The sequence below is a fragment of the Aeromonas sp. 600724 genome (assembly GCF_049175135.1).
Lineage (GTDB): Bacteria > Pseudomonadota > Gammaproteobacteria > Enterobacterales > Aeromonadaceae > Aeromonas > Aeromonas veronii_A.
Window position 1 is genome coordinate 34,068 of the sequence record NZ_JAAKUM010000022.1, and the last position, 17,608, is coordinate 51,675.

The 17,608-nt window shown below is 57.8% G+C and carries 15 protein-coding genes; 5 read left to right on the top strand and 10 right to left on the bottom strand.

Going from position 1 to position 17,608, the window contains the following annotated elements; all coding sequences use genetic code 11:
- Positions 1 to 227: 227 nt before the first annotated feature.
- The gene (locus G5168_RS18560; protein ID WP_421252561.1) at positions 228 to 2,672 is read left to right on the top strand and encodes a VolA/Pla-1 family phospholipase; all 2,445 of its coding nucleotides are present in this window, start codon (positions 228 to 230) and stop codon (positions 2,670 to 2,672) included.
- Between the two features lie 66 nt (positions 2,673 to 2,738).
- On the opposite strand, the gene glpG is transcribed toward G5168_RS18560, so the two are convergent.
- The 7 genes from glpG to G5168_RS18595 all read right to left on the bottom strand — a co-directional run bounded on the left by glpG (position 2,739) and on the right by G5168_RS18595 (position 8,879).
- The gene (gene glpG / locus G5168_RS18565) at positions 2,739 to 3,572 is read right to left on the bottom strand and encodes a rhomboid family intramembrane serine protease GlpG (RefSeq protein WP_236297786.1); all 834 of its coding nucleotides are present in this window, start codon (positions 3,570 to 3,572) and stop codon (positions 2,739 to 2,741) included.
- Positions 3,569 to 3,892, bottom strand: coding sequence for a thiosulfate sulfurtransferase GlpE (glpE, locus tag G5168_RS18570; protein ID WP_005355913.1), 324 nt, complete (start codon positions 3,890 to 3,892; stop codon positions 3,569 to 3,571). The genes glpG and glpE overlap by 4 nt, the downstream gene beginning before the upstream one ends.
- A 122-nt stretch (positions 3,893 to 4,014) precedes the next feature.
- Positions 4,015 to 4,716 carry an ABC transporter ATP-binding protein gene (locus tag G5168_RS18575; RefSeq protein ID WP_236297787.1) on the bottom strand — a complete coding sequence of 234 codons (702 nt, stop codon included), beginning with the start codon at positions 4,714 to 4,716 and terminating at the stop codon, positions 4,015 to 4,017.
- A 10-nt stretch (positions 4,717 to 4,726) separates the two neighbouring features.
- Entirely contained in the window at positions 4,727 to 5,500 is a 774-nt protein-coding gene (gene livG, locus G5168_RS18580; RefSeq protein WP_110304531.1) for a high-affinity branched-chain amino acid ABC transporter ATP-binding protein LivG, read from the bottom strand.
- On the bottom strand, positions 5,497 to 6,765 hold the full coding sequence (locus tag G5168_RS18585; protein ID WP_162515240.1) for a high-affinity branched-chain amino acid ABC transporter permease LivM: 1,269 nt from the start codon (positions 6,763 to 6,765) through the stop codon (positions 5,497 to 5,499). The genes livG and G5168_RS18585 overlap by 4 nt, the downstream gene beginning before the upstream one ends.
- Positions 6,765 to 7,691 carry a high-affinity branched-chain amino acid ABC transporter permease LivH gene (gene livH, locus G5168_RS18590; protein WP_005339439.1) on the bottom strand — a complete coding sequence of 309 codons (927 nt, stop codon included), beginning with the start codon at positions 7,689 to 7,691 and terminating at the stop codon, positions 6,765 to 6,767. Before livH ends, G5168_RS18585 begins: the two co-directional genes overlap by 1 nt.
- A gap of 66 nt (positions 7,692 to 7,757) precedes the next feature.
- Positions 7,758 to 8,879: a branched-chain amino acid ABC transporter substrate-binding protein gene (locus G5168_RS18595; RefSeq protein WP_005342436.1), complete on the bottom strand. Its 1,122-nt coding sequence runs from the start codon at positions 8,877 to 8,879 to the stop codon at positions 7,758 to 7,760.
- Positions 8,880 to 9,313: 434 nt separating this feature from the next.
- On the opposite strand from G5168_RS18595, the gene G5168_RS18600 reads away from it, so the two are divergent.
- A complete protein-coding gene (locus tag G5168_RS18600) occupies positions 9,314 to 10,318 on the top strand; it encodes a substrate-binding domain-containing protein (RefSeq protein ID WP_005342437.1) in 1,005 nt (334 codons plus the stop codon).
- Positions 10,319 to 10,382: 64 nt separating this feature from the next.
- Here the strand turns inward: G5168_RS18600 and G5168_RS18605 are convergent, their stop codons facing one another.
- Both G5168_RS18605 and G5168_RS18610 read right to left on the bottom strand, forming a co-directional pair.
- A complete protein-coding gene (locus G5168_RS18605) occupies positions 10,383 to 11,708 on the bottom strand; it encodes a 6-phospho-alpha-glucosidase (protein ID WP_337073718.1) in 1,326 nt (441 codons plus the stop codon).
- Complete coding sequence (locus G5168_RS18610) at positions 11,705 to 13,294, bottom strand: alpha-glucoside-specific PTS transporter subunit IIBC (RefSeq protein WP_216980251.1); 1,590 nt, start codon at positions 13,292 to 13,294, stop codon at positions 11,705 to 11,707. The genes G5168_RS18605 and G5168_RS18610 overlap by 4 nt, the downstream gene beginning before the upstream one ends.
- A 282-nt stretch (positions 13,295 to 13,576) precedes the next feature.
- Here G5168_RS18610 and G5168_RS18615 point away from each other — a divergent pair, with 282 nt between their 5' ends.
- Positions 13,577 to 14,284, top strand: a complete 708-nt coding sequence (locus G5168_RS18615; RefSeq protein WP_421252562.1) for a GntR family transcriptional regulator — start codon at positions 13,577 to 13,579, stop codon at positions 14,282 to 14,284.
- Positions 14,285 to 14,440: 156 nt separating this feature from the next.
- Entirely contained in the window at positions 14,441 to 15,658 is a 1,218-nt protein-coding gene (locus G5168_RS18620; protein WP_216979829.1) for a 4Fe-4S binding protein, read from the top strand.
- 124 nt (positions 15,659 to 15,782) lie between these two features.
- Here the strand turns inward: G5168_RS18620 and G5168_RS18625 are convergent, their stop codons facing one another.
- Complete coding sequence (locus G5168_RS18625) at positions 15,783 to 16,547, bottom strand: EAL domain-containing protein (protein WP_421173137.1); 765 nt, start codon at positions 16,545 to 16,547, stop codon at positions 15,783 to 15,785.
- A gap of 152 nt (positions 16,548 to 16,699) precedes the next feature.
- Between G5168_RS18625 and G5168_RS18630 the strand changes: the two genes are divergently transcribed.
- Positions 16,700 to 17,605 (top strand): hypothetical protein, encoded by a 906-nt coding sequence (locus tag G5168_RS18630; protein ID WP_216993381.1) that lies wholly within the window; start codon positions 16,700 to 16,702, stop codon positions 17,603 to 17,605.
- Positions 17,606 to 17,608 lie beyond the last annotated feature (3 nt).

Consider the following 17,608-nt stretch of genomic DNA (forward strand, 5'->3'; position numbering starts at 1 on the left):
AGTCGTGATGGTGCCCGCTGGCTGGTCGGGTCTGGTTAATCACTCACTGTTGTTACCCTTGCGCCCCTTTGTTGACGTAAAACCTTGATTCTCTCCACAAACCTGAGCAGAAGATGACCAACATGAGTCTCGTTGGTTGTTGGTTTTATGTTAACGTCTTGCAGTCGCGGTCGTGATGGCCTCGTTGGCTGGTGATGGATAACAACCCTATAAAAAGAGAATAAAAAATGAAGAAGAAGCTAATTTATGCAGCTGTTGTCAGCGCTCTGCTGAGCGGATGTGGTGGAGATGACAACAAGGGAGATACTACCAGCTCCCTGGACTATGCCCTGAGTGGAGCCAATGGACTTCGCCCGAGTGTGCTGGCCCCCCGCGCCAGCGATGGTACCCTGAAGTTTTCGACAGAAACTGCTGATCTGTCGAACCCGGTATCTGCCCTCTCCACCCTTGATGGCTGGTCAACCACCCAACCCGTCCAGCTGGTACCGGCGACCGTGACCGGTGTCTCTGTGCCGGCCCCGGCGGCCAGCGAGTATGTCTCTGCCGTTGCGCCCCTCTACCTGCTGGAGCTGGTACTGGATCCGGTGACTCAGCGACCCGTTGGAGTGAAGAACAATAAGCCTCTGACCTATGGCACTGACTTTGTGGTGAGTGATGGTGGCGGCAAACTCAATCTGGTTCCGCTCAAGCCGCTCAATCCCTCTTCCTACTACATGATCGTGGCGACCGACTCCCTCAAGGACAGTCGTGGTACGCCGCTCAAGGCCGGCGGTGATTACAGCAACTTCAAATCGACGGCTGGTGCAACCGCGCAGGAGCAGACCATCAGCAGCCTGATTGTGCTGCAGGAAGCGTTGTTCAAGGCCGCTACCGGGATTACCGGCGATCGGGTAATTTTCTCCGACTGGTTTGCCACCCAATCTGGCGCCGATGTGCTGCTGGCTGTGAAGGGAGCTGCGGCCACCGTGTTGCAGAGCCCGACCCTGGATGCCGCATCGTTGTGGAAGCAGGACGCCAAAGGCAACACCAGCCTGCCGGGGACCTATACGATTGATGCGCTCAATGGCGGGGTGGATTTTCTGACCCAGCTGGCGAACGAGCCATTCTTGCCGCAGAAAGATCGTGATGCGATTGCTGCCGCTGTGGCGGCTAATGGCACCCTAAATGGAGTCGCAGCGGTAACCAAGGTTTATACCGGCACCGTCAAACTCCCTTACTTCCTCTCAACCCCGGCGATAGCCGGCTCCTGGGACAAGGCCAAGACCCAATCTTGGCATGGCGCCATTCCCAGCCTCTATGCCATCGCCAATGCGTTGAAAGCGGGTGATATCGAGGTGATCGGTGGGCTGGTCGGGGCGGGTGTGGACCCAGTACTGCTGGGTGAGCTGATCGCCGATCCGAGCCGTCAGGCCGATCTGCTGAGGGAGGCGAGCAAGCTGATCGGGGTGACCCTCACCTCGGGTGGCAAGCCGCTGGATGCCGAGCGCAATATCGGTCGTTTCAACCCGCTGCCGACCCTGACCGAAGTACAATCTGTACCGCTGCGGATCTTTGCCCCCACCACTGACCTCAGCACTGTCACCGATGTGATCATCTATCAGCACGGGGTCACCTCCATCAAGGAGAACGCCTATGCGCTGGCGCTGAGCCAGATAGGTGCCGGGTTAGACCCATCAGTGAACAAGGTGGTTGCTGTGGTGGTGATCGATCACCCGCTGCACGGTGAGCGTGGCTATGCCCTGAGCGGCAGCATGGATACCGTCACCACCTCCGAGAACCCGACTCCCTATCTGAATTTGGGTTATCTGACGGTGGCGCGGGACAACCTGAAACAGAGCGTGGCCGATCTGCTTGGCCTTCGCCTGGCTGTCGGTCTGGCCAATGCCAAGGGGCTGGGTGGCCAATTGGGTGGTGCTGGTCTAAAGGTGCATTTCCTCGGTCACTCACTCGGTGCCATTACCGGGGCCAATCTGCTGGCTGTCGCCAACCAGACCACCGGCAGTGCTCAGGCTGATGCCCTGTTCAAGTTCGATACCGGCGGTCTTGCGATGCCGGGTGGCGGCATCGCCCCGCTGCTGCTCAACTCGCCGAGCTTCGGGCCGACCATCAAGATGAGCGTGCTCACCTCGGGCAGTCCTGAGTTGAAGGCCGGGTTTGAGGCTTATGCTCCCGGTTGCCAGACGGCGGTGCCGACCTGTTTCGTGAACGAGTTCCTGCCCAGTCTGGATGCGGCTACTCAGGCGGGGGCTGCGAGCACCTTGCAGAGCTATACCTTTGCCGCCCAGTCAGTGCTGGACTCTGCGGACCCGATCAATCTGGGCAGTGGCGTCGCCAAGAGCTTCCCGCTGTTCGCCACCGAAATTGTTGGTGATGGGGCGCTCAGCTTACCGGATCAGGTGATCCCCAACAGCATCGCCTCCGCGCCTTTGGGTGGTACCGAGCCGCTGTTCCGGGTACTGGGTTTGCAAGAGCTGAAGGGTTCCGGCGTGCTCCCGGCGGGTCACCATGCTGCGCGCTTCCTGAAAGGGGGCCATAGCTCGCTGCTGGCCCCTGACGAGAACTTTGATCCGACTGGCGCGGTCACCACCGAGAGCCAGACCCAGTTCGCCAGCTTCTTTATGAGTGGCGGTGCGGCGGTCAAGGTGACTGACGACACCCTGCTCAAGCAGTAACTGCGCAGACCATAAGCAAACGCCGCCCTTCGGGGCGGCTTTCTCGTTTCTGCAACTGCTGAATAATCAGGTCGGCTGGTGGTTGCGATCCAGCCAGCCTTGCAGCAGGCCGGCCAGCAGACCGGTCAGGTGGGCGATGTTGGCGGTGCTGGTTCCGAGCATGTCGAAGAAGCCGAGCACCATCCAGAACAGCATAAAGCCCATCAGCGCCGGTGGCAGAGTCAGGCCACAGGCCGGTTGCAGCTTGCTGCGCAGCCAGCAGTAGCCGAGCAGGGCATAGACCACGCCGGAGAGGCCGCCAAACAGCGGGCCGCTGGCGAAGAACTCGGCGATATTGGGCAGGGCGGCGCCCACCAGCAGCAGGATCAGCAGCTTGCCGCTGCCGAGGCGCTGTTCGATCTGGCCGCCGAGATACCACCACCAGAGCAAGTTGAACACCAGATGGAGCACCGAGAAGTGGATCAGGGCGGGGGTGAAATAACGCCATGCCTGCCAGTCGGTGAACTGGGCCAGCGTCGGGTGGAATGCCAGTTCATCGTAGATGGGCAGGCCGATGGCCTCGATCCCGTAGATGGCGAGACAGGCGATGATAACCACCAGCGTCAGTGGCCCCGCCTGATGGAGGAAATCGGTGATGGGGTCCGTCATCCCCTTGCTGTAGTCGATGCGAGCATCGGCGCGGCCGGATTGCCAGGAGGCTTCCATATAGCGCGGGTGGCCCGGCTCGGCCAGAAAGCGCTTCACCTCCAGCTGGGCCTGAGCGAGGCGTTGCTCGTCCGCCAGCCAGATGGTGACCCCCAGCTCGGACTGGGTCAGCTCGCAGGAGATCCCTAGCGTCGCCAGATAGTCCACCAGCGCCTGCGCCATGCGGGCGTTGTCGAGCACCAGCAGCTGGATCATGCCTCGCCTGCCTCGATGGGAAACTCCCTGCGCCACGCCTCGAAGCCGCCATCCAGACTGTAGACCTCGTCATAACCCTGTTGCAGCAGGTATTGGGCCGCCCCTTGACTGCTGTTGCCGTGATAGCACATCACGATGACCGGGGTATCGAAATCCACTTCATTCATAAAGCGCACCAGGGTGCCATTGGTGAGGTGGAAGGCGCCGACCGCGTGGGCCGCTTCAAAGGATTGCGGGTCGCGAATATCCACCAGACGGGCTTCACCCGCGCTCAGTTTCTGGTGGGCATCATGGGCATTGATATGGGCAAACTGGTCCATCGGGATGTCCTGCGAATAGGTTGATTACGGGCCAGTGTACCGCAAGCTTGGGCGCAAACTAACCCCACAAAAGATAAGGGAGCCAGCGGCTCCCTTGTTGATATGGCATGCGGGTCAGTGGGTTAACCGCCCAGATAGGCCTGCCGCACTGCCGGGTTGGCCAGCAGGGCGGCGCCCGTGTCTTGCAGCACCACGTGGCCGTTCTCCAGCACATAACCGCGGTCGGCCAGCTTGAGCGCCTGGTTGGCGTTCTGCTCCACCAGAAAGATGGTCATCCCCTTCTGGCGCAACTGCTCAATGGTGTCGAAGATCTGCTGGATGACGATGGGGGCCAGCCCCAGCGAGGGTTCATCCAGCAGCAGCAGGCGTGGTTTGCTCATCAGGGCACGGCCGATGGCCAGCATCTGCTGCTCGCCGCCGGACATGGTGCCCGCCCGTTGTTGCAAGCGTTCGTGCAGGCGCGGGAACAGGGTGAACACCTGATCCAGCAGGCCATGCTGCTCGGCCTTGTCGACGAAGAAGGCGCCCATCAGCAGGTTCTCCTCCACCGTCAGGCGGGCGAAGATGCGGCGCCCCTCCGGCACCACGGCGATATCCTTGCGCATAATGCGGGCGGTGGTGAGGGAGCTGATCTGTTCCCCCTCAAACCAGATGGAGCCGCTGCTGGGCTTGGGTTCACCGCAGAGGGTCATCAGCAGGGTGGTCTTGCCCGCGCCGTTGGCGCCGATCAGGGTGACGATTTCACCCTCTTTCACCTCGACGCTGATATCGTGCAGCGCCTGAATTTTGCCGTAGTGGGTCGATACGTTGCGAAGTTCTAACATCTTTTTGTCCTTACGACTCGCCCAGATAGGCCTTGATCACTGCCGGATTGTTGCGGATTTCGTCCGGCTTGCCGTGGGCCAGCGGGGTGCCCTGACTGACTACGAAGATGCGGTTGGAGATACCCATCACCAGCTTCATATCGTGTTCGATCAGCAGCACCGAGACCCCGAATTCGTCTCGCAGGCTCATGATGAGCTCGTCCAGCTCGTCGGTCTCCTTCGGGTTGAGACCGGCGGCCGGTTCGTCCAGCATCAGCAGCTCGGGACGGGTCGCCATGCAGCGGGCGATCTCGAGGCGGCGCTGCTGACCGTAGGCCAGATTACCGGCGGCGCGGTTGGCAAGATCCTTGAGGCCCACTTTATCCAGCCAGAAGGCGGCCCGCTCCAGCCCCTCCTGCTCGGCACGGCGGAAGGCCGGGGTCTTGAACAGGCCGGCGATAAAGCTGGTGTTGAGGTGCTGGTGCTGGGCAACCAGCAGGTTCTCCACCGCCGTCATCTCCTTGAACAGCCGCACGTGCTGGAAGGTACGCACAATCCCCTTGCGTGCGATGAGGTGGCCGGGCAGCCCCTGGATTTCCTCACCCTTGTAACGGATGGTGCCGCCGCTCGGACAGTAGAAACCGGTCAGGCAGTTGAAGATGGTGGTCTTGCCCGCGCCGTTGGGGCCGATGATGGAGATCACCTCACCCTTGTCGATATCCAGCTTGACCCCGTTGACGGCCAGCAGGCCCCCGAAGCGCATCGATAGATCAGAAACTTCCAATAACTTCTGATGTGTACTCATTTCTTCAACTCCAGATGCGGACGGGTCATCGGCAGCAATCCCTGTGGCCGCCAGATCATCATGAACACCATCAAGAGGCCGAACATCAGCATGCGGTACTCGTTGAATTCGCGGGCCAGCTCCGGCAGTACCGTCATCACGATGGCAGCCAGCACCACCCCGATCTGCGAGCCCATGCCACCCAGCACTACGATGGCAAGCACGATGGCCGACTCGATAAAGACGAAGGATTCCGGGCTGATAAAGCCCTGCCGCGAGGCAAAGAAACTCCCCGCGAAGCCCGCGAAGGTAGCGCCTATGGTGAAGGCGGTCAGCTTGATGATGGTAGGGTTGAGCCCCAGCGATTTGCAGGCGATCTCGTCTTCCCGCAGCGCTTCCCAGGCGCGGCCCAGCGGCATGCGCAGCAGGCGGTTGATGACGAACAGGGTCACCACCACCAGCACCAGCGCCATCAGGTAGAGGAAGATCACCTTGTGGTTGGCGTTGTAGGTAATGCCGAAGAAGTTGTGGAAGGTATCAAAGCCCCCATCCTTGACGGTGCGGTTGAACTCCAACCCCCCCAGCGTCGGCTTGGGGATGCCGGAGATCCCGTTCGGGCCGCCGGTCAGGGTGGTCATGTTGTTGAGCAGGATGCGGATGATCTCGCCAAAACCCAGGGTGACGATGGCCAGATAGTCCCCCCGCAGCCGTAGCACCGGGAAACCGAGCAGGAAGCCGAAGGTAGCGGCCATCAGCCCGGCGATGGGCAGGCACTCCCAGAAGCTCAGCCCGAAGTAGGTGTTGAGCAGAGCATAGCTGTAGGCGCCGACCGCATAGAAGCCGACATAGCCGAGATCGAGCAGGCCGGCGAGGCCGACCACCACGTTCAGCCCCAGCCCCAGCATGATGTAAATCAGGGTGAGGGTGGCGAGATCGATGGCGCCGCGAGAGGCCATAAAGGGCCAGCTCACCGCGAACAGCAGCACCAGCACGGCGGTGAGGTTATAGAGCTTGGGCGCCTCTTCCGGGCTCGGCAGCACCAGCTTGGTAAAGCCGACCGAGAAGCCGCTGATGGAGGCCTGAAACAGCTTGGCGATCTGGCCGCGCAGCATCTGGAACCAGAAAACGAGGGTGGCGCCCCCCAGTAGCCAGGCCAGCGACACATCGAGGCGGCTCACTACCTGCAGGCTGGCGCCATCGGTCTCCAGCTTGAAGCCGAGCAGCCAGAAAGATAGCACCAGCAACACCAGGCTGGCGATACAGGCGTGGATAAATTGATGTTTCATCACACTTTCTCCACTTCCGGACGACCCAGGATGCCAGTCGGCATAAAGAGCAGCACAAAAATGAGCAGGGCAAACGCCATCACATCTTTGTACTCGGTGCTGAGATAACCGGCGGTGAGCGCTTCAACCACGCCGAGCAGCAGGCCGCCCAGTACGGCGCCCGGAATGCTGCCGATACCGCCCAGCACTGCGGCAGTGAAGGCCTTCAGACCGGCCATAAAGCCGAGGTAGGGGTTGATGACGCCGTAATACATGCCGAGCAGCACCCCGGCGACGGCGGCCAGCGCGGCCCCCAGCACGAAGGTGATGGAGATGACCACGTGGGTGTCGATGCCCAGCAGGTTGGCCATCTTGATATCTTCCGAACAGGCGCGGCAGGCGCGGCCCATGCGGGAGCGGCCGATGAACTGGGTCAGCGCCAGCATGGTGATGAAAGTCACCACGAAAATGATCAGCTGCATATAAGAGAGGCTGGCCTGAAAACCATCCTCCCCCCCCAGGGTCCAGCCACCGGAGATCAGGCTGGGCATGGCGATATCCCGCGAGCCCTGAGCCATCCGCATCATGTTCTGCAAGAAGATCGACATGCCGATGGCGGAGATGAGAGGGATCAGCCGGTTGCCACCGCGCAGTGGCCGGTAGGCGACCCGCTCGATGCTCCAGCCATAGGTGCCGGTGATGATAATACTGACCAGGAAGGCGCCCCCCAGCAGTAGAAAGGTGCTGTCGATGCCCATCATCATGAGCCCCGCCATCACCATAAAAGCGACATAGGAGCCGATCATGTACACCTCGCCGTGGGCGAAGTTGATCATGCCGATGATGCCATAGACCATGGTGTAGCCAATGGCGATCAACGCATAGGTGCTGCCTATGGTTAATCCGTTCAGCAGTTGCTGAACGAGATAAAGGAGGTGTTCGGACATACTGCGTTCCCTGTACTTGCCCGCAAAGAGAGGAGGGGGTGAGCGTACTCACCCCCGATCGGCAGATTATTTGACTTGGCTGGAAGTACCGTCAGCGTGCCACTGGAACACACCAAATTCGAAGCCTTTCAGGTCACCGTTAGGTGCCCAGGTCAGGGGGCCCATCACGGTATCGATCGGTGCGGCCTTGATGGCGGCGGCAACGGCGGCCGGGTCATCTTCACCCGCCTTGGCGATACCGGCAGCCAGGCTCTGCACCGCGGCATAGGTGGTCCAGACGAACGGGCCGGAGGAGTCCTGACCCTTGGCCTTGAACGCTGCGACCAGCGGGGCGTTGGCAGGTACCAGATCGTATTTGTTCGGCAGGGTCACCAGCAGGCCTTCGGAAGCCGGGCCGCCGATGGCGGAGATATCCTTGTTACCCACCCCTTCCGGGCCCATGAACTTGGCTTTCAGCCCCTTCTCGCCAGCCTGACGCAGGATCAGGCCCAGCTCAGGGTGATAGCCGCCGTAGTAGACGAAATCGACGTTCTCTTTCTGCAGCTTGGCGATCAGGGCGGAGAAGTCCTTGTCACCGGCGGTGATCCCTTCATAGGCCACCACCTTCACGCCAGCCTTGTCGAGTGCGGCTTTGACGCTGGAGGCGATCCCTTCACCGTACTGCTTCTTGTCGTGGATAACGGCGACGCGCTGGGGTTTGACCTGCTCGATGATGTACTTGGCGGCAGTCGGGCCCTGATCGCTATCCAGACCGATGGTGCGCAGGGTCAGCTGGTAACCGCGTTCGGTGATCTTGGGGTTGGTGGAGGCGGGGGTAACCATCAGGATCCCCTCGTCTTCATAGATGTCGGAGGCGGGCAGGGTGTTGTCGGAGCAGAGGTGACCGACCACGAACTTGACGCCATCATTTACCACCTTGTTGGCGATGGCTACCGCCTGCTTGGGATCACAGGCATCGTCATAGATGACGGCTTCGATCTGCTTGCCATTGATGCCGCCAGCCTTGTTGATCTGCTCGACCGCCATCTTGCCGCCGGTGAACTGCATGTCCCCGTACTGGGCAACCGGGCCGGTGAGCGGGCCTGCGATACCTATCTTGATGGTGTCTGCCGCGTGTGCGATGGAGATCGATCCAAACAGAGCCAAAGAAACCGCTGCGCTTACTGTAATTTTGCTCAACTTATGCATTGATTCGTCCCTTAATCAGTGGATTGTTTCATTTACGAGTGCCATTCCGGATCGACATCCCGTGCATCCGGCTATAGGTATGGTTCTATCATTCCTCACGGGGCAATAACAAGCTGTTAAAGATACTAACCAGAGGGGGTAGGGTGGGCTTATTTTGAAATAAATGACCTGTCATTTGTGTTTAATTGGAATTTAGTATCGATTCTTAGCCTTAACATCTTGGTAACCAGAGGTGATTATGATGAAGCACAGAGGATTAGTCTGGTGATATTTTACTCTGATGGTGCTCCCATTTTGACCATTAATCGTTTGCGCAAACAGAAATGAGCGCCTAAATTAGCCGGCATTGACAATTCCGTGGCAGAGCCCGTTAAAACCAAGCCTTTATTCGGGAAATCTGCTAATGTTCCGCCTTTGACAGTCAGGAGACAGAGATGGCCACTATCAAGGATGTCGCCTCGCGCGCAGGCGTATCCATCTCCACCGTCTCACATGTGCTCAACCACACTCGGCGGGTCAGCGAAGACGCGACCCAGAAAGTGATTGAGGCGGTGGCAGAACTCAACTACGCGCCCAACTCGGTAGCGCGCAGTCTTAAGATAAATTCGACCAAGACCATTGGCATGCTGGTGACCACCAGCGTAAACCCCTTCTTCGCGGAAGTGGTGCAAGGGGTTGAAGCGTACTGCTTCGAACAGGGCTACAGCCTGATCCTCTGCAACACCGAAAACCAGCCGCCTCGCCAACAGCATTACCTGAGAATGCTGATGGAAAAACGGGTGGATGGTCTGCTGGTATTGGGGACCGATATCGACACTCCGTTGCGCGACATGCTGCGCATCCACAAGAACGTGCCGCAGGTGGTACTGGATTGGGGGACGGAGTGCGATTTCGCCAACGTCATCAACGACAACGCCCGCATCGGCGCCCGCATGGCCGTTCGCCATCTGCTGGAGCTGGGGCACCGCGACATCGTCTGCATCACGGGTCAGCTCTCCAAGCCGACCACCCAGCAGCGACTGGACGGGGTTCGTGATGCGCTGGGTGAACACGGTCTTACCCTCAAAGATGAACAGATCTTTGAGGGGGACTACGAGAGCCAGAGCGGCTTCGATGCCATGCAGCGCATTCTGGCCCTGCAGCCTCGTCCGACCGCGGTCTTTGCCTTCGACGATCCCATGGCGATCGGCGCGATTTGCGCTGCCTGGGAAGCGGGAGTCAAGGTGCCGGACGATATCTCCATCATCGGCTACGACGATGTGGAGATGGCGCGCTTCTCCAGCCCGCCGCTGACCACCATCCGTCACCCGAAGGCGGAATTGGGCCAGCTGGCGGTGAAGCATCTGGTCAGCCGGATCCGCAACAAGGAGCTGGAAGTGGAATCGATGACGGTACAGCCGGAGCTGATCGTCCGTCGCTCGGTCAAACCGTTGCGTTAATCCACACCCGTTGCCAACACGAAAAACCCCCTCTGTCACGAGGGGGTTTTTGTTTATGGGCGGTTTATTTCAGTTCCGGCCAGTAGGCTTGGTTGGCCTCTATCAAGTCATCGAGAATGGACTTGGCCACCGATGCACTGGGCACTGTCTTGGAGAGGGTGATGGCTTGCCACAGTTTCTGGTAAGAGTGCTCAACCCAGGCTTCGACCACCAGTTTCTCGACCGCGACCTGTTGGCCCATCATGCCCTGCTGGAACAGCGGGATGCTGCCCACCTGCAACGGCTCTGGCCCACTGCTGCCGACCAGGCAGGGGATCTCGACCATGGCTTCCGGGTCAAAGTTGGGGATAGCGCCGCGATTGGGTACGATCAGCAGCATCCGCTCCTGAGTGTTGAAGGCGATGGCGGTTGCCAGATCCACGATATAGGAGGCGTGTTCATCGATCTCCAGCTCGCCAGCTGCTGAGTTGCCTGCCTTGACGATCTCGGTGCAAGCGGTAAAGACCTGCTTCTCGCGGTGCTCCATTACTTCGTTGGCGCGAGTGTGTTCCGGGTTGGAGTGGGCCACCACATAGTCCGGGTAGAGGTAGTACTTCAGATAGGTGTTGGGCAGGGTATCCGGGTCGAGCGCCCATACATCCTTTGCCTTGGCGAAGGTATCGTTCCAGCTGGCTTCGGCATGACTGGCGCTGTTGGGCACATAGCCGTGGCGGGCAACGTGCTCCTTGATCTTCGGCATCAGGTCGTTGCCTTCCAGATCCTCGATGCGGGTCCACCAGCCAAAGTGGTTGAGGCCGTAGTAGCGTACCCGCATCTCTTTGCGGGATTTGAGACCGGCAATCTGGGCCATGCGCCCCTCGATCCCGATCGGCATGTCGCAGATGTTGAGAATTTTGGCGTTGGGACGCAGGCGACGGGTCGCTTCGGCGACGATGGCGGCCGGGTTGGAGTAGTTGAGCATCCAGGCATTGGGTGAGTACTGCTCCATATAGTCGACCAGCTCCAGCACCCCGCCGATGGAGCGCATGCCGTAGGCGATACCGCCCGGGCCGCAGGTCTCCTGACCGACCACCCCATGACGCAGCGGGATCTTCTCGTCCAGCTCGCGCATCGGATATTTGCCAACCCGGATATGGGCCATGACAAAATCTACATCGCTAAATGCTGCTTTGGGGTCGGTGCCATAGCTGAAGGCGATCTCGGGAGCCTTCTCTTTCAGCAAGATTTTGCAGGCTTCGGCGATGATCTCCTGACGGGCACCATCGTTGTCGTAGAATTTGATCTCCTTGAGCGGGAAGCGATGTTGATTTTCCAGCAACATCAGAACGATACCAGGAGTAAAAGTGCTGCCACCACCGGCAATGACTACAGAGAATTTTTTCATGATCATGACTCCATTACTAAAGACGATTGTTGATGACTGTTGTTCATAATCGATTCCATATTTTCACGTACCTGAGGTACATGCAGACCGATAATTACCTGGATACTATCGCCATGGCGGACGACCCCATGGGCACCCAATTTAATAAACTCCTCATCTGCTGCTGCCAGCTTGCTGTTAACCAACGATATTCTTAAGCGGGTGGCGCAGTTATTCAGACTGTGTATATTTTTGATTCCACCAAGCGCTTCGATAATTTGTGTTGCACTATCACTGCCACGCTGGTTTTTGGCTGCCTGATAATCTGATTTTGAATAAAGCTTTATTTCACTGTCTTCCCGGCCCGGTGTTTTAAGATTGAGTCTGATAATCAGCGCGCGGAATATCAGGAACCAGATTCCGGTAAAGACCAACCCGATAGCGATCTGGGTGAACATCATTCCCGCATGGTTGTGGAACATGGGTATCCAGTTCTGCGGCAGGAACTGGTCGAGCAGACCTCCACCCATGTTGCCGACCACACCAAACAGGTACATCACAGTCGACATGGTGGCTGCCAGCAGGGCGTGGATGGCAAACAGCAGCGGCGAGATGAAGAGGAAGGTGAACTCCAGCGGCTCGGTGATACCGACCAGAATGGCGGTCAGGGTGGCCGGGATCAGCAGGCCTGCCACCTTGGCCTTGTTCTCTTTGGCTGCCGTGGCATAGATGGCCAGAGCAATCCCCATGGCACCGAAAATCTTCGAGTTGCCGTGCAGGGCAAAGCCACCCTGAGGGAACTGTTCAATCAGCGGGCGAGTGCTCTGGCTGAACTCCAGCATGTGCTGCGCCCAGTAGAGTTGAATGCCCCCCTCTACTGCCGCTGGGCCGAAGATGAAGGGGCCGTAGATAAAGTGATGCAGGCCGGTCGGGATCAAAATCCGCTCGAGGAAGGTGTATACCCACACCCCGACCGGACCCGAGACCAGCATGAAATTCTGCAGGGAGGCGATGCCCATCTGTACTTTTGGCCAGCCAAGCAGGGTCAGCCAGGCACAGGGGATCATCACGAAGAAGGCGACAATGGTGACAAAGGAGCTGCCCTGAAAGATGCCGAGAAAGACCGGCAGTTGGCGATCAAACAGGCGGTTGTGCAGTGCCGTCACGATGCCGGAGATGACGATGGCTCCTATGATGCTGGTATCCAGGGTTTTGATCCCCGCTACCATGGCGAGGCCACTTTCACCCCCTACATCCTGACTGAAGTCGACCCCGAAATAACTGCCCCAGGTCATGCCCATGGCGTTGATAAAATAGTTCCAGGTCATGAAACTGACCAATACAGCCAGACAGGCTCTGGCTTGTGCCTTATTTGCCAGACCGATTGGCAGGCCAATCGCAAATATAAGCGGCATATTCCTGAATACTGTCCAGCCACCTTCTTCAATAATATGGATGATCTGGAAGAATAATCCTTGTGGGTTTGCCAGTGATTCACCGACAAACATCGGGTTTTTCAGCATAATTGCAATGCCTACTACCATACCTGCAAAAGGAAAAAGCAGTACAGGAGTGAACATTGCTCCGCCAAAACGTTGAATTTGACTGAGCATATATTGTCCCTTGGTTGAAATAGCTAATCGAATCCTTGCCGGTGTTGCCTGATGCAAATTAGCAACGATAAAAAGAGACCTCATGAAATATCTTGGAATAATGTGATCTGACGCATGCAGTTATTTAGACAAAGATGTCTAACTTTTGCGATATTGTTGTACCTCTTGGTTTTGTGATGTTCTTGCAGCTTTAGTTTAAATTTAAGTTATTGTTTTTATGCAATTTATCCACTTGCTTAAGAATAAGATGGTTGGCGTTGTGACCACAGGAGATGTCTAGCAGTGATCTATAAATCGGTGGCTGATCGACTCAGGATCAGGGTAAACGGTGCCGAGTGTCGGGTGGGAGATGTGTTGCCGGGCGAAGAAGCGCTGGCAGAACAGTATGGCGTCTCCCGCATGACCATCCGCAGAGCGGTAGATATGTTGATCGAGTGGGGATTAGTCGAGCGGCGCCACGGCAGCGGCACCTATGTGACGAAAAAGGATGTTCAGCATGAGACCAAAGGTCTGAGCGGGTTTACCGAACTGATGCGCGAGCAGGGGCGCACATTGACCAGCCAGGTACTGGAGTTTCGTACCATGCCCGCGCCACCGGCCATCGCCAGTCAGCTGAGGGTTAAGGTGAATGAACCCGTCTATTACTCAAGCCGGATCCGCTCGGTGGATGGTCGGGCTCTGCTGCTGGAAGAGAGCTATATGCCGGTCAGACTGTTTCGCAATCTGTCGGTCGCCCATCTGGAAGGGTCCAAATTCGACTACATCGAACGGGAGTGCGGCATCGCGATTGCGGGCAACTATGAGTGCTTCAGTGCCGTGCTGGCGGATCGGGTTACTGCCGAGCAGCTCCATATCGAGCAGGGAGCCCCTATCCTGCGGCTCACCTCACTCTCATACAGCGAGAGCGGAGAGTTCCTCAACTACTCCATCATGTTCCGTAATGCCAACGACTATCACGTTGACTACCACCTCCACCGTGCCCGCGGCTAGTTCCTGGCTGGTGAGGCGGCGTGTCGTTGAAAGAGGGGAGAGCCTGCGAGGGAGGCATTGGCCATAACTCCTCCCTCGGCCCATGCAGATCAAAATAATCAACTCAAATGTTAGTTATCCTTGCTGCCGGATCCGGATGTAGGCAGTGGGGGATGCATGAGCGTGATTGAAGCGATAACCATGGTGGCCGGTATGGTTTATCTGGTGCTGTTGGCGTGGCAGGTACGCACCGGCTGGCCGGGGCGTCTTGCGCTCGGCCTGCTGGGGCTGGTCTGGTTGCTGGTGGCGGATAGCCTGCTCTGGCTCGCACTGGGGACGGTCACCGCCGTGCTTGCCCCCCGGCACCAGAGGCGGCCGCTGCCCGCCCTAGAAGCGCTCGACAGCCAGTGGCTGCGGGCGCGCACTCGCCATCTGCTGCTGCTCTGCTGGGGGCTGGTCACAGTGCAATACAGCCTGCATATCTGGCAGTTGGGACAGGGGATGAGCCCCTGGCTGGTGCGCCCGGACGTGGTGGATGCCTTCCTGCCCATCGCCGGTGGCCTCGGGCTGCGGGCCTGGTTCGCGCAGGGGTTGGTGGATCCCCACCATCCGGCGGCCACCGTCACCGTACTGGTACTCTCCCTGTCGGCCCTGCTGCTGGGGCGGGCGTTCTGTGCCTGGTTCTGTCCGCTCGGGCTGGTGGGGGAATGGCTACATGGCCTGCGCCACCGGTTGCTGCCGGGGGAGTGGAGCCCGCCGCGCTGGCTGGATCTTGCCCTGCGCACCCAGAAATTTCTGGTGCTCGGCTTTCTGCTCTTCATCATCCTGCTGGCGGTGCCGGCTGCTGCCCTGCCCGGCTACTTCACCAGCCCCTACCATCAGGCGGCGGATATGAAGATGGGGGCTTTCTTCTTCAACCTGACCCTGATCTCGGGTCTGTGCCTCGGCTGGGTGTTGCTGCTTACCGCGACCTTTCGTCAGGGATTCTGCCGCTACCTTTGCCCCTATGGCGCCTGGCTCGCCCTGCTGGGGCTACTGACGCCGCTGCGCATTCGCCGCGACCCGGCCCGCTGCCTGCGAAGCCAGGGTCACGGCTGTGACAAGTGCAGCCGGGCCTGTCCATCGCGCATTGCGGTGCACCAGCTTATCGCGGTACGCAGCCTGGAGTGCACCGGCTGCCTGAGCTGCGTGGCCGCCTGCCCCAAGCGGGTCGAGGCCCTGCACCTTGGCAGCAAGGTGCATCGGCTCGCACCAAGCCGTTTGCTGGGGCTGCTCTGCCTGTTGCTGCTGGTGCTGCCGTTGCTTGCGTATGGCCTGCTGGAGATCTGGGTCAGCCAGACGCCGCTGGCGATACGGGCTCACCTGTTGCAACTGTTGCCACAGCTGACCCATTAACCGGGGAGGGTGACTGTGTAACCATGGCGCAAGGTCACAGGGTATGCACATGGACACCCTCGGGTGTCCGTTTTCTTATTCGGGTGGGAGTGGGCTGAGGGGGAGGCAGTGCAGACCGACTGGCTTACAGGCTGGCGAAATCCATCTCGGGCAGGGTTTCAAAGCCGGGGCGGGCAAACAGATAGCCCTGCATCAGGCTGATGCCCATCTCCCGCAGGCAGGCCATCTCTTCGCGGGTCTCGATCCCCTCCGCCAGCGGGGTGATCTTCAGCTCCGCAAACAGTGCCAGACAGTGGCGCACTATGGCTTGCCGGGTCGGGTCATGGTCGATGCCGCGCAGCAGGTGCATATCGAGCTTGACGATGTTGGGGTGAAAATCGGCCAGCAGGTTGAGGCCCGAGTAACCGGCGCCAAAGTCATCGATCGCCGTTTTGAAGCCGAGCGCCTGATAGTGATCGACGATGCCGCGAAGATGCTGGCTATCCTGCACCTGCTCCACCTCGGTCAGCTCGAACATGATCTGCTCGATGGGGAAGAGGTGCTCGCGGGCTGCCTGCAGGGTGGTGCGGATGCAGCGTTCCGGACGGTAGACCGCATTGGGCAGAAAGTTGATGCTCAGCATGCCCCGCATATCGAGCCGGGCGGCCAGCGCGATGGCCTTGATGCGGCACAGTTGATCGAAGCGGTAGCGGTTGTCGTCGTTGACCCGGGCAATCACGCTCTGCGCCGGCTCGTTGTTGAGCCCTCGCACCAGCGCCTCGTAGCCGAAAATAGTGCGCTTGCTGCAATCGACGATGGGCTGAAAAGCCATGGTGAAGTCGAAGTCTAGATCCACCTGCTCCTGACACTGCTGGCAGATTGACGGGGCGGGGGCGGCAGGTATGTTCATGACGTTCCTCTGATTGGCCGTGGCGGCGCTGGGCACTGTCTCAAATGATAACAGCTCATTGCCCCCTGTAGGTTCGATTAGCGCAGCGTAATCGGACGAACGAGAGGCTTTGGTTGCGGTTGTTGCCGTGAAGCCGGGGCGGCCAGCCGGAGTTGGAAATTCGGCTGGCGGTTATGGCGGGAGAGCCTATTTACGCGAACGTCCGATTACGCCTGACGGCTAATCGAACCTACCGAGGTGATAATTCTTCGCTAATTAAGCCTGTAGCTTTATTATTAGCATTGCTAAAATATGGAGCGAAGTCTATGGGAAAGCGAAATTTTATTATTGTGATGTTTTGTGTGTTGGTTTTGGTTAGTGCTCCGTTACTTCTCTACATCTATATATTTGCACCAATCTCACATTATTCATTATCTACATCTGATCAAGCGTGGTCGAATTTTGGTAGTTTTATTGGCGGCACAATAGGAACTATTTTTTCTTTTTTGACATTCCTTGGCGCTGCGTTTGCAGTTTACTATCAAAAGAAGCAATTAGATGTACAGAAAGCCACAATGAAATTAGAAGAAATTCTTAGTTTGCTTTCTAGGCATTCTGAACGATTAGATGTGTTAATTTATACTAGTCCACAGTTATACCCTCATCAATATATAGAACTAAATGAGCTTGACCCCAAAATGAAAGCTTATATAGAAGGTAGCTTTATTAGCATATTGGCAGCGTTGGGTACGTTATCACTGAGCAAGAAGTATAACAAAACGTTTAATGTGCCTGACTCAAATGTACCAGATGGTTTTATATCTGGCTTTTTACAACAAAGTGCCTCATTAATAAACGTTGAGTTAAATAGCTATGGCCATTTGTTATCTATATATAAAAATAGTGATGGTGATCATGAGCTTGTTGGTTTTTATGAAGGCAAGTATTCAGCGTTAATTTGTTGGTTGAATGTAGTTGGATTGCTCAATGCGCCATTAATTAATGATCATGTTGATTTTATTGTATTAGAGAATGTCCTCGTAGGTAATAATTTTAAAGATTATTCATCTTCTATTTAAAAG

Excerpts from the sequence above, each read along its gene's own strand:
- G5168_RS18560 (WP_421252561.1), top strand. The coding sequence starts at position 228 with ATGAAGAAGAAGCTAATTTATGCAGCTGTTGTCAGCGCTCTGCTGAGC.
- glpG (WP_236297786.1), bottom strand. The coding sequence starts at position 3,572 with ATGATCCAGCTGCTGGTGCTCGACAACGCCCGCATGGCGCAGGCGCTG.
- glpE (WP_005355913.1), bottom strand. The coding sequence starts at position 3,892 with ATGGACCAGTTTGCCCATATCAATGCCCATGATGCCCACCAGAAACTG.
- G5168_RS18575 (WP_236297787.1), bottom strand. The coding sequence starts at position 4,716 with ATGTTAGAACTTCGCAACGTATCGACCCACTACGGCAAAATTCAGGCG.
- livG (WP_110304531.1), bottom strand. The coding sequence starts at position 5,500 with ATGAGTACACATCAGAAGTTATTGGAAGTTTCTGATCTATCGATGCGC.
- G5168_RS18585 (WP_162515240.1), bottom strand. The coding sequence starts at position 6,765 with ATGAAACATCAATTTATCCACGCCTGTATCGCCAGCCTGGTGTTGCTG.
- livH (WP_005339439.1), bottom strand. The coding sequence starts at position 7,691 with ATGTCCGAACACCTCCTTTATCTCGTTCAGCAACTGCTGAACGGATTA.
- G5168_RS18595 (WP_005342436.1), bottom strand. The coding sequence starts at position 8,879 with ATGCATAAGTTGAGCAAAATTACAGTAAGCGCAGCGGTTTCTTTGGCT.
- G5168_RS18600 (WP_005342437.1), top strand. The coding sequence starts at position 9,314 with ATGGCCACTATCAAGGATGTCGCCTCGCGCGCAGGCGTATCCATCTCC.
- G5168_RS18605 (WP_337073718.1), bottom strand. The coding sequence starts at position 11,708 with ATGATCATGAAAAAATTCTCTGTAGTCATTGCCGGTGGTGGCAGCACT.
- G5168_RS18610 (WP_216980251.1), bottom strand. The coding sequence starts at position 13,294 with ATGCTCAGTCAAATTCAACGTTTTGGCGGAGCAATGTTCACTCCTGTA.
- G5168_RS18620 (WP_216979829.1), top strand. The coding sequence starts at position 14,441 with ATGAGCGTGATTGAAGCGATAACCATGGTGGCCGGTATGGTTTATCTG.
- G5168_RS18625 (WP_421173137.1), bottom strand. The coding sequence starts at position 16,547 with ATGAACATACCTGCCGCCCCCGCCCCGTCAATCTGCCAGCAGTGTCAG.